The sequence below is a fragment of the Lebetimonas natsushimae genome (genome assembly GCF_002335445.1).
Taxonomy (GTDB): Bacteria; Campylobacterota; Campylobacteria; order Campylobacterales; family Nautiliaceae; genus Lebetimonas; species Lebetimonas natsushimae.
In genome coordinates, this window is sequence record NZ_BDME01000006.1 from 104,207 (window position 1) to 114,870 (window position 10,664).

The window sequence follows — 10,664 nt, forward strand, 5'->3', positions numbered from 1 at the left end:
TTATATGTGGTTTGATGCAATAATTATAGGAGTGACTTTAATATTGGCAATAAAAGGTTTTTTTAACGGTTTTGTTAAAGAGATAGCCGGACTTATAGGGATAATAGGGGGTCTTTATTTAGCAAGCCTGTTTTATCATCAGGCCGGAATTTATATAAATAACAATTTAATCGAAATAAAAAACGCTTCAGCAATAGATTTGGTTGGTTTTATAGCAGTTTTTGTCGGTTTTTGGATAAGTACGGTGTTTATAGGTTTTTTAATTAATAAAATTTTAAAAATCAGTGCCCTTAGTGCGTTAGATAGAATATTGGGTTTTATTTTTGCGGGAGCAAAATTTTTTTTATTAATAAGTGTAATTTTAGCAATGCTTTATAAAGTGGAATTTATAAAGGAAAAAACACAAAAATATGTTAAAAACAGTATTGTTTTTCCTGTTTGTATAATTGCCGGAAACAAAATTATAAACTTATCTCCTAAAGATTTAGAAAAATTATCTAAAAATGTTAAAATTTCAAAAAACTAAAGGAAGTTAATGTTCAGTAACGAATACGTAAAACTCAGAATGCAAAAAGCAGATAAACTGAAAGAAGCGGGAATAAACCCTTATGGGCATAATGCAAAAAGGGATACCAAAATATCTGAATTTTTAGAAAAAAACAAAGATATTGAAAATCTTGAAAATAAAAGAGATGAAAACAGAATTTTTACAGTTGCCGGAAGAGTAAAATTTTTAAGACTTATGGGTAAAGCCGCATTTTTTAAAATCGAAGATGAAAGCGGTATTTTACAGGTATATATGAGTAAGAATGATTTGGGTGATGATTTTAATCTTCTTAAAAAAAATTTGGAAGTAGGTGATATTGTAGAAGTTACGGGATATCCTTTTATTACTAAAACCGGCGAACTTACAATTCATGCACAAAAAGTTAGAATTTTAACAAAAGCTATTCATCCTCTTCCTGAAAAATTCCACGGTCTTCAAGATACTGAAACTAAATACCGTCAAAGATATCTTGATATGATTATGAATAAAGATACGAGGGAGAGATTTAAATTAAGAAGTAAAATAGTAAGTTTAGTCAGGGAATTTTTCATTAAAAAAGGTTTTATAGAAGTTGAAACTCCAATGCTCCATACAATAGTGGGAGGGGCTAATGCCAGACCTTTTATGACGCATCATAACGCACTTGATATCGATATGAATCTTAGGATTGCACCTGAACTTTTTTTAAAAAGACTGATAGTAGGTGGTTTTGAAGCAGTGTTTGAGCTTAACAGAAACTTTAGAAATGAGGGAATTGACCATACCCATAATCCTGAATTTACTATGCTGGAATATTACTGGGCATATCACAATATGGAAGATTTAATGAATTTAACAAAAGAATTGTTTGATTATCTGCTTGAAAAATTGAATTTACCTAAAAAAATTCCTTTTGGAGATACAGAAATTGATTTTACCGATTGGAAAATTATTACTTATAGGGATGCGTTGATTAAAATAGGAAATATACCAGAAGAAATTTTAGACAATGTTGAAGCCATGAAAAAATACTTAAAAGACCATGGAGTTGAGGTTGAAGAGCATATTGATTCAAAAGGAAAACTCTGGGCTGAACTTTTTGATGAGTTTGTTGAGCCTAAATTAATAAATCCTACTTTTGTAACAGAGTTTCCAGTAGAAATTTCACCACTTGCAAGAAGAAGTGATGAAAATCCGGAATTTGCGGAAAGATTTGAGCTGTTTATCGCAGGTAGGGAGATTGCAAACGGATTTAATGAATTAAATGATCCGTTAGATCAGTATGAAAGGTTTAAAGCCCAGCTTGAGGCAAAAGCAAAAGGTGATGAAGAGGTTATGGATATGGATTATGATTATATCAGGGCATTGCAGTACGGAATGCCCCCTACTGCCGGTGAGGGAATAGGAATTGACAGACTGGTTATGCTTTTAACCAATACACAATCTATTAAAGATGTAATTTTATTCCCGACAATGAAACCGAAAAAAGAAATTTTTGACAAAGACGATACAAAATAAATATAAAGGAGAAATAATGAGTTTAAAAGATTTTGATAAAGACGTGTTTTCAATTTTAGAAAAAGAGTTGGTTCGTCAAACAGACCATTTGGAAATGATTGCTAGTGAAAATTTTACACTTCCAGAAGTAATGGAAGCTATGGGTAGTGTATTTACAAACAAATATGCCGAAGGTTATCCTGGTAAAAGGTATTACGGAGGATGTGAATATGCAGATATGGTAGAACAGCTTGCAATAGACAGGGCCAAAGCTTTGTTTGGATGTGAATATGCAAATGTTCAGCCGCATTCCGGTTCACAGGCAAACGGAGCTGTTTATGTTGCATTAATGAAACCTTATGATAAACTTCTTGGGATGGATTTAAGTAACGGCGGGCATTTAACACATGGGGCTAAAGTTAATTTTTCAGGAAAACATTATCACAGTTTCTCATATGGAATTGATGAAAAAACAGGTAGAATTGATTATGACAGGGTTAGGGATATTGCAAAAATTGTTAAACCTAAAATGATAGTATGTGGTGCAAGTGCATATCCGAGGGAAATTGATTTTGCAAAATTTAAAGAAATTGCCGATGAGGTAGGTGCTATTTTAATGGCCGATGTTGCCCATATTGCAGGGCTTGTTGTAGCAGGTGAGCATCCAAATCCATTTCCACATTGTGACGTGGTAACCACTACAACCCATAAAACATTAAGAGGACCAAGAGGGGGATTAATCCTTACTAACAATCCTGAATATGCTAAAAAAATTAATTCTGCAATTTTCCCTGGAATTCAGGGAGGACCACTTGTTCATGTAATAGCTGCAAAAGCGGTTGGATTTAAAATGAATCTTGACGAAAGCTGGAAAGATTACGCCAAACAGGTAAAAGCAAATGCAAGAGTATTGGCCGAAGTACTGCTTGAGAGAGGATATGATTTGGTAAGCGGCGGAACAGACAATCATTTAGTACTAGTAAGTTTCCTTAATAAAGAATTCAGTGGAAAAGAAGCTGAAGAAGCTCTTGGAAGAGCCGGAATTACTGTAAATAAAAACACAGTTCCAGGGGAAAAAAGAAGTCCATTTGTCACAAGCGGCATCAGAATCGGCTCACCTGCACTTACAGCCAGAGGTATGAAAGAAGAGGAATTTAGATTTATTGCTAATAAAATAGCAGATGTTTTGGATGATATTTATAATGTAGAGTTACAAGAAAAAGTGGCAAATGAATTAAAAGAACTTGCAAGTAAATTTGTAATTTACGACAGACCTACTTATTAAAAAATTCCCCTTTTGGGGAAAGGAGAAAAATTGGCATATAATGTAGATATTTCGCTAATTAAAATTAACAGAAATTATTATTATGAATATAAAGGTAAAATAGTAAAGAAGATTGTGTATAAAGGTAGGACTTTCTTTGATAAATATGAAAAAATTGACGAGCCTTTAACCTTTCAGGTTATGAATGACCATATCGAAAGAAAAAGAATTATAGCCCATGATTTGATTAACAGACAAAGAAATATTGTTGAAAATATTGTTTTTGACTATAACGGCAATAATCCAGAAATTTTTTGGAACAGGGCTTCTTTATTATTAAGGGAGGAAGGTTTTTTAAATTTTACTGCATACAATTCAAAAACACCGGGCCATTTACATCTTTATATTCATAAAGGCCATACAACATTGAATGAAGGTATACAAATCGCTAAGAAATTATCTTTAAAATTAGCTGGAAAGTTGCCTAAACAATGGAGGGTTTTCCCCACTGATGAACTGCCGCCTGAATTTAATATCTTGAATTTGCCTTATGAATTGTATAAAAAAGAAAGGGGTGCCTCCTGGGCACGTCATATGTAAGGAGATACCATGGAAAAAGATGATTTGTTAAATATAAAACCAAAAAAAAACATTAAAAAGCCTTTGGTGTACGGGGCAATAGCTTTTTTAATTTTTATTATTGCCGTAATTGCCTATGCAATTTATTCTAATTCTAAAGAGGAAAATGTTGTTTTGCCTCCTCAGGTAAATGAGCAGCCTAAAGAAAAAAGCAGTGAGTTTAAAGAAATTCCTATCGAAGAAAACACAAATACATTATCTCAAAAATTAATAACGGATAATTCGGAAGAAATTAATGCTTCAGGTGAGAAAAAAAATAATTCAAATATTAATAACCAATCTGTGGAAAAAGAAACGCTTAATCAAAAAAGCCCCGTTTCAGCAATAGAAAAAAAACCGGAAAATCAAGCTAAAAACACTGCTTCACATAAAACAGAAGTAAAAAAAATTAAAAATATAAAAAAAGCTTTAAATGTCAAATATTATATTCAGGTAGCTGCATTAATGAAATATAAAACTCCAAACAAAAAGTTTTTAAATTTAATCAAAAAAGAAGGATTTAATTATACTTTTTATCATACATATATTAAAAAAAATAATAAAAAAATAGCGATAACTAAAATATTGATAGGCCCGTTTGAAAATGAAAAAACAGCAAGGGCTAAATTAAGAATTGTAAAAGAAAAAATCACTCAAAATGCTTTTATTTTTAAGGTAAAATAATGAAACATACAAAATTTTTGTTAGATGAATTTTCCGCAGTTGCCATATACAATCAAATTTCTTCTCTTTTTCCCAATGAAAAAAAATTTTTACTAGAAAGTGTTATTAATAATGATAACGGAAATTATAGCTTTATTTTTATTGGTGAAAAAGAAAGAATTGTTTATAAAAATAAAAAAACGGTTTATGAAACAGATGAAAAAAAAGAAATTTTTAATACAGATCCGTTTTCTTTTTTAAAAAAATACTATAAAAACCTAGATAAGGATTATTATAAAAAACTTGTAAAAGAATTAAATATCGGATTTGTAGACGGGTTTATAGGTTATATTGCTTACGACATGGTGGGTGTTTTTGAACCAGTTTTACAAAAAAATATGGAAAATCTTAAAGATGAAACAGACATTCCCGATTTTTATATGATTAGACCTAAAATAGTAATAGGTTATTCCCACAAAACTTCTGAAATAACAATCATAATAAATGATGAGAAATTAAATAATTATTTATATATTATAAAAGATTTGTTAACATCTTCATACAAGCATTTGCCGTTAAAACCTATAAATGTGTTAGAAGAACCTCATTTTTTATTTGATAAAGAGAAGTTTTTTGAAATTGTAGAAAATGCAAAAGAGAATATTAAAGCCGGAGATATTTTTCAGATAGTGCTTTCAAACAGATTATATTTGAAAGCTAAAATAGATAAATTTTCATTTTATAGAAAACTCAGAAGTAAAAATCCTTCTCCTTATCTATATTTTTTAGATTTTAACGAATTTTCAATAATAGGCAGTTCTCCAGAAGTAATGGTAAGGTTAACAGATGATGTCATTTTACTCAGGCCGATTGCCGGTACTAGGAAAAGAGGAAAAGATTTAAAAGAAGATATTGAAATGGAAAATGATATGTTGAATGATCCAAAAGAGAAGGCAGAACATGTTATGCTTGTGGATCTTGGAAGAAATGATGTCGGAAGAGTCAGCAGAGGGGGAAGCGTTGAAGTTGAAGATTTTATGAGGGTTGAGAGGTATTCTCATGTTATGCATTTAGTAAGTGACGTAATAGGTTTAAAGAAAGAAAATATTGATATGTTTGATGTGTTTAAAGCAACTTTCCCGGCTGGAACTGTTAGCGGAGCCCCGAAAATCAAAGCAATGGAACTTATTGCCAATTATGAAGGTGTAAAAAGAAGTTTTTATGCCGGCAGTATCGGATATTTTGGATTTGACGGAAATATGGATAGTGCAATTACGATAAGAACGGCCCTTATAAAAAAAGATAATATAATTTTCCAGGCGGGAGCAGGAATTGTTGCCGATTCGAAACCGGAACTTGAATTTAAAGAAATTAATAATAAATTAGGCGCTTTGGTCTCAACATTAAAAGAATTAAGTAAGTAGGTGGAAAATGGGGGTATTAAAAAGTTATATTGGTAAAAAAGTTTTAATAAAACCTCAGGGGTTTTTAGATTCTCAAAATGCAGGAATGCTGATTACTCCTCAGGATATTAATAATTTTAAAAATAGAAAAGTTAAATATATAAGTGTTGATTTTTCAAAAATAATTAGTTCGAATCTTTCAGGAATTAGATTTTTAAATGATATTTTTGAAAAATTATATAAGGAAAATATTGAATGTGCAATTTTTTCTCCAAATAAGCAGGTGTTTGAAATTGCTTTAAGAATTGATAATAGATTTTTTAATATATATGAAAATGAAGAAGTTGAAAAAATTTTCACTTCTGAAGAAATGATTAATAAAGATATTTATATCTGTTGTATAAAAAATGAAGAAAACAGAAATTTGATTGTTTTTAATTTAGTTAAAAAAGGATATATGCCTTTAATTGTTGAAAGTGAAGATAAAATCAGTTCGGAAGATGTTATTGTTATAAAAAACAGTATTGTTTCGAAATTTTCAAATACTATAAGTGCGATAACTAAAAATGATATTGTGTATTTCTTTTTTGACGGTTTTTTGGATGCTAATATCGCTAATATGTTTGATATAGAATATTTTAGACGCTCTCTTATTATAGGATTTAGAATTTTTGTATTTGATATGAATAATGTAAAAGGATTAAATATTCATGCGGTAAGATTTCTTTCAAAACTTGGTGTTGAAGCTGCTGAATATGGTGCGCTGCTTGCAATCGTAGGTCTTAATACCAAAGGGGTTCAGCCAAAATTGCTGGAAGACTTAGAATTAGTCGGTTTTATGTTTTTTGCTGATGAAAAAAGTTTTATTGAAAGTGACGTGGTAAAAGAATCTAGAAATAATATGCAAGTAATTTATAAAACACAAAAGAAAATTACAAAAGAATTAGTGGAAATGTTGCCTTATTTTGTAAAATCGACTATTGAATCAATTGAACTTTTAACAGGAACTGAGGCAAAAAGAGAAAAAGCCGAGCTTTCAACTATAGAAATAGATAAATCCAAAAACTATATTTCCAGTTCTATCGGTTTTTACGGCGATGTTGACGGACTTTTAGTTTTAATTTTCTCGGAAAAACTAAGCAAAAAAATCTCCAAAATTTTAATAGGGGAAGAGATAGAATCTAAAGAAGAACTGGTTGATATGGTAGGAGAATTTGCCAATATAATTGTGGGTAATGTAAAAAGCGAATTTCAAAAAGAGGACATTGAAATAGAGCTTACACTTCCGAAGGTTTTTGAAGATCTTGAAAAATTAGAAGTATTGGTCCAAAACAAAAAAGCGTTGAAAGTTAAATTTTATTTTGAAGATGAAGAATTTTATATATATTTGACCAGATAATAACGAAAAGATGATGACAATGGAAAATAAAAAAATATTTTTAATTTTTGGCAATCCTGTGTCTCATTCAAAGTCTCCGCTTATGCATAACTATTTTTTTAAAAAAGAGAACATCAATGCCTGTTATGGAAGATATTTACTAACAAACGGTAATGAAATTATCAGTAAATTCAAAGAGCTAAAAATAAACGGGGCAAATGTAACAGTCCCACATAAAGAATGGGCTTATAAAGAAGCGGATGAAGTCAGGGGGATTGCAAAAAAAATAGGAGCTGTAAATACATTGGTAAATGAGAACGGAAAAATTATCGGTTATAACACCGATGCTGAAGGTTTTTTAGAAGTTATTAAAGAATTTAATTATAAAAAAGTTTTAATAATAGGAGCGGGCGGAACTGCAAAAGCGCTCAGCTTTGTATTGCCAAAAGCCAATATATTAAACAGGAGTGAAGAAAGGCTCAAAGATTTTCAAGAAAAAGTTACTTTTACCTGGAATAATATTAATAATTTTGATTATGATTTAATTATCAATACTACAAGTGCTGGACTTAATGATGATAATCTGCCGGCTCCGGCAATTATTTTGGAAAAACTTTTTAAAAAAGCTAGATATGCGGTAGATGTAATTTATGGGAAGGAAACGCCGTTTTTAAAGCTGGCAAAGAAATATAATTTAATTACAAAAAGTGGAATTGACATGCTGGTATATCAGGGGGTAATGGCTATGGAATATTTTTTAGGGAAAAAGTTGAATAGAAAAAAAGTAGCTGAAATTTATTTTGAAATTCTTAAGGGTTAGGTTCGTTTAAAAGTTCCATTTTTGCGCCAATTTTTGAGAATTTGTCTAATAATTTTTCATAACCTCTGAATAAATGGTAAATTCTGTGAACTTTAGTCTCACCTTCAGCTATCAGTCCTGCCAGAACCAATGCCGAACTTGCCCTGAGATCCGTTGCCATAACATCAGCACCGATTAATTTGCTCGGTCCTTTAATTGTTGCAATTTTCCCTTGAATTTGAATATTTGCCCCGAGTCTATTTAATTCCGGTACATGCATGAATCTGTTTTCAAACAGTCTCTCTTCTATGGTACTCACTCCCTCAGCCTGGGTTGCCACTGCCATAAGCTGAGCTTGCATATCTGTTGGAAATCCCGGATATTCTGATGTTATTATATTTACAGGATATATTTTTTTTGCAGGGAAAATTTCAACTTCATTTTCTCTAATTTCTATTGGAAATCCCATTTGTGAAAGTTTTACTATTACACTTTCGATATGTTCGGGTATTATGTTTTTTATTTTTATATTAGAATTTGTAATAGCACCTGCTGTTAGATAGGTGCCGGCTTCAATTCTGTCCGGAATTATATGGATTTCAGGAAAATTTAAAAGTTCCCCCTCACTTCCTGTAATTGTTAATTCATCGCTTCCGATACCTTCTATATCTATTCCGGCTTTTTTTAATATTTCGCAAAGCTCAATAACTTCCGGTTCTTTAGCCACATTTATAAGACGGCTTTTTCCTTTTGCAAGAGCCGCAGCCATAATAATGTTTTCACTGCCTGTAACTGTAACTTTATCAAAAATAATAGTAGCACCTTTAAGCCTTCCTCTTGCATGAATATATCCGCTCTCTATTGATATGTCAGCTCCCATAAGTTCAAGTGCTTTTAGATGCAAGTCAACGGGTCTTGCACCAATTGCACAGCCTCCGGGCAGTGAAACTTTTGCTTCATTAAATCTTGCAAGAAGAGGTCCCAATACCAAAATAGAGGCTCTCATCGTTTTTACTATTTCATAAACAGCTGTAGTGTTTTTTATTGTAGAAGCGTTAATTTTTAATTTGTTATTTTCAAAATTATAATCAGCCCCGAGATATTTGAAAAGTTTAAGTAATGTTTTAACATCAGCTACTTCCGGGACATTTAAGAGTTTTACTTCATTTTTGGATAAAATTGTTGAAGCAATAAGAGGCAGGGCTGCATTTTTTGCCCCGCTTATTTCCACGCTTCCGCTTAAGTTTGGAGAATTATAAATATGTAGATATTTATACATTTTCAAAACTTTTTAATAATTTTATTTCTTCAGCCCATATATCAGGGTCTATTGTTTCAAGAATTAAAGGAATATTATCTATCCTTTTGTCCTGCATTATGAATTTAAAAGCATCTATTCCTATTTCACCCTTACCCAAAGAATGGTGTCTGTCCACACGGCTGGCAAATTTTGCTTTTGAATCATTAATATGCATTCCTTTTAAGTATTTAAATCCAACAATTTCATCAAATTTTCTCATAGTTTTTTCATAAGCCTCTTTTGTGCGTATATCGTATCCTGCAGCAAAAATATGGGCGGTATCAATACATACGCCGATTCTTTCTTTATCTTTTATTTTGTCTATTATATAAGCTAAATGCTCAAATTTATATCCTAAATTACTTCCCTGACCCGCTGTGGTTTCTATTACAAAAATACAGCTTTCGGTTTCACTTATGGCTTTATTTACGCTTTCGCTTATTAAATCCAGGCATTCTTCTTCGCTTATTTTTTTAAGGTGACTTCCGGGATGAAAATTAAGGTATTTAAGTCCTAAGCTTTCCACTCTTTTAGCCTCGTCAATGAAACTTTTAAGTGATTTTTCCCTCTTTTCCTCTTCTGGGTGTCCCAGATTTATTAAATAACTGTCATGCGGTAATACTGCATCAGGAGTAAAATTATGTTCCTCCATATATTCCTTAAATTTTGCAATGTTTTTTTCACTTAAAGGTTTTGCAAACCATTGTCTTTGATTTTTTGTAAACAGGGCAAATCCGTCTGCCCCTATCTTTTTAGCATTAATAACTGCATTTTCAACACCGCCAGCGGCACTTACATGAGCTCCGACATACTTCAAAATTTCTCCTTTATTTTATGCAAGTTTGGGCCAGGCAAGTTTTCCGTTGGGATTTGCAACCATATGCACGTGTAAGTGAAACACTTCCTGACCAGCATTTTTACCGTTGTTTGTAATCAGTCTGTAATCAGTGATATTAAGTTCTTTTGCAACTTCTTTTATAAATTCTGCCATTTGGGGAAATAATTCAGCCGGGGTTGAGTCAAATTTTTCATAATGTTCTTTTGGAATAATAAGTATATGAACCGGTGCAACAGGGTTAATATCATGAAAAGCTAAAAATTTATCATTTTCTAAAACTTTTTTGCTTGGAATTTCACCTTTTACTATTTTACAAAAAATACATTCCATTGAAAGCCTCCTTTTTTTTTGGTATTATATCCAAAAATTTTAAGGAGA

Annotated in this window: 11 protein-coding genes; 8 read left to right on the plus strand and 3 right to left on the minus strand. The window is 31.4% G+C overall.

The window, feature by feature from the left end; translation table 11 throughout:
* Nucleotides 1-4 precede the first annotated feature (4 nt).
* Genes LNAT_RS07535 through LNAT_RS07570 form a run of 8 tightly spaced genes read left to right on the plus strand, consistent with a single transcriptional unit; the run spans nucleotide 5 to nucleotide 8,169 of the window.
* The gene (locus tag LNAT_RS07535) at nucleotides 5-526 is read left to right on the plus strand and encodes a CvpA family protein (RefSeq protein WP_096260004.1); all 522 of its coding nucleotides are present in this window, start codon (nucleotides 5-7) and stop codon (nucleotides 524-526) included.
* Nucleotides 527-535: 9 nt separating this feature from the next.
* Nucleotides 536-2,044: a lysine--tRNA ligase gene (gene lysS, locus LNAT_RS07540; protein ID WP_096260005.1), complete on the plus strand. Its 1,509-nt coding sequence runs from the start codon at nucleotides 536-538 to the stop codon at nucleotides 2,042-2,044.
* A 13-nt stretch (nucleotides 2,045-2,057) separates the two neighbouring features.
* Nucleotides 2,058-3,308 carry a serine hydroxymethyltransferase gene (locus tag LNAT_RS07545; RefSeq protein ID WP_172413524.1) on the plus strand — a complete coding sequence of 417 codons (1,251 nt, stop codon included), beginning with the start codon at nucleotides 2,058-2,060 and terminating at the stop codon, nucleotides 3,306-3,308.
* Between the two features lie 30 nt (nucleotides 3,309-3,338).
* Nucleotides 3,339-3,887, plus strand: coding sequence for a DUF1882 domain-containing protein (locus tag LNAT_RS07550; protein WP_096260007.1), 549 nt, complete (start codon nucleotides 3,339-3,341; stop codon nucleotides 3,885-3,887).
* 9 nt (nucleotides 3,888-3,896) lie between these two features.
* Nucleotides 3,897-4,589: an SPOR domain-containing protein gene (locus tag LNAT_RS07555; RefSeq protein ID WP_096260008.1), complete on the plus strand. Its 693-nt coding sequence runs from the start codon at nucleotides 3,897-3,899 to the stop codon at nucleotides 4,587-4,589.
* Nucleotides 4,589-5,992 carry an anthranilate synthase component I family protein gene (locus LNAT_RS07560; RefSeq protein ID WP_172413520.1) on the plus strand — a complete coding sequence of 468 codons (1,404 nt, stop codon included), beginning with the start codon at nucleotides 4,589-4,591 and terminating at the stop codon, nucleotides 5,990-5,992. The genes LNAT_RS07555 and LNAT_RS07560 overlap by 1 nt, the downstream gene beginning before the upstream one ends.
* Nucleotides 5,993-5,999: 7 nt before the next feature.
* On the plus strand, nucleotides 6,000-7,370 hold the full coding sequence (locus tag LNAT_RS07565) for a chemotaxis protein CheX (protein WP_096260010.1): 1,371 nt from the start codon (nucleotides 6,000-6,002) through the stop codon (nucleotides 7,368-7,370).
* Between the two features lie 19 nt (nucleotides 7,371-7,389).
* On the plus strand, nucleotides 7,390-8,169 hold the full coding sequence (locus tag LNAT_RS07570) for a shikimate dehydrogenase (RefSeq protein WP_238594017.1): 780 nt from the start codon (nucleotides 7,390-7,392) through the stop codon (nucleotides 8,167-8,169).
* Here LNAT_RS07570 and murA read toward each other — a convergent pair.
* From murA to LNAT_RS07585, 3 genes are read right to left on the minus strand one after another with little or no spacing between them, the layout of a single operon-like run.
* Nucleotides 8,159-9,427, minus strand: a complete 1,269-nt coding sequence (gene murA, locus LNAT_RS07575) for a UDP-N-acetylglucosamine 1-carboxyvinyltransferase (protein WP_096260011.1) — start codon at nucleotides 9,425-9,427, stop codon at nucleotides 8,159-8,161. The genes LNAT_RS07570 and murA overlap by 11 nt on opposite strands.
* On the minus strand, nucleotides 9,420-10,265 hold the full coding sequence (gene nfo / locus LNAT_RS07580; protein ID WP_096260012.1) for a deoxyribonuclease IV: 846 nt from the start codon (nucleotides 10,263-10,265) through the stop codon (nucleotides 9,420-9,422). The genes murA and nfo overlap by 8 nt, the downstream gene beginning before the upstream one ends.
* A gap of 15 nt (nucleotides 10,266-10,280) precedes the next feature.
* Nucleotides 10,281-10,616, minus strand: a complete 336-nt coding sequence (locus LNAT_RS07585; protein ID WP_096260013.1) for a histidine triad nucleotide-binding protein — start codon at nucleotides 10,614-10,616, stop codon at nucleotides 10,281-10,283.
* Between the last annotated feature and the right edge of the window lie 48 nt (nucleotides 10,617-10,664).

Coding starts and splice junctions, on each gene's coding strand:
- LNAT_RS07565 (WP_096260010.1), top strand. CDS start 6,000: ATGGGGGTATTAAAAAGTTATATTGGTAAAAAAGTTTTAATAAAACCT.
- LNAT_RS07555 (WP_096260008.1), top strand. CDS start 3,897: ATGGAAAAAGATGATTTGTTAAATATAAAACCAAAAAAAAACATTAAA.
- lysS (WP_096260005.1), top strand. CDS start 536: ATGTTCAGTAACGAATACGTAAAACTCAGAATGCAAAAAGCAGATAAA.
- LNAT_RS07535 (WP_096260004.1), top strand. CDS start 5: ATGTGGTTTGATGCAATAATTATAGGAGTGACTTTAATATTGGCAATA.
- murA (WP_096260011.1), bottom strand. CDS start 9,427: ATGTATAAATATCTACATATTTATAATTCTCCAAACTTAAGCGGAAGC.
- LNAT_RS07585 (WP_096260013.1), bottom strand. CDS start 10,616: ATGGAATGTATTTTTTGTAAAATAGTAAAAGGTGAAATTCCAAGCAAA.
- LNAT_RS07560 (WP_172413520.1), top strand. CDS start 4,589: ATGAAACATACAAAATTTTTGTTAGATGAATTTTCCGCAGTTGCCATA.
- LNAT_RS07570 (WP_238594017.1), top strand. CDS start 7,390: ATGGAAAATAAAAAAATATTTTTAATTTTTGGCAATCCTGTGTCTCAT.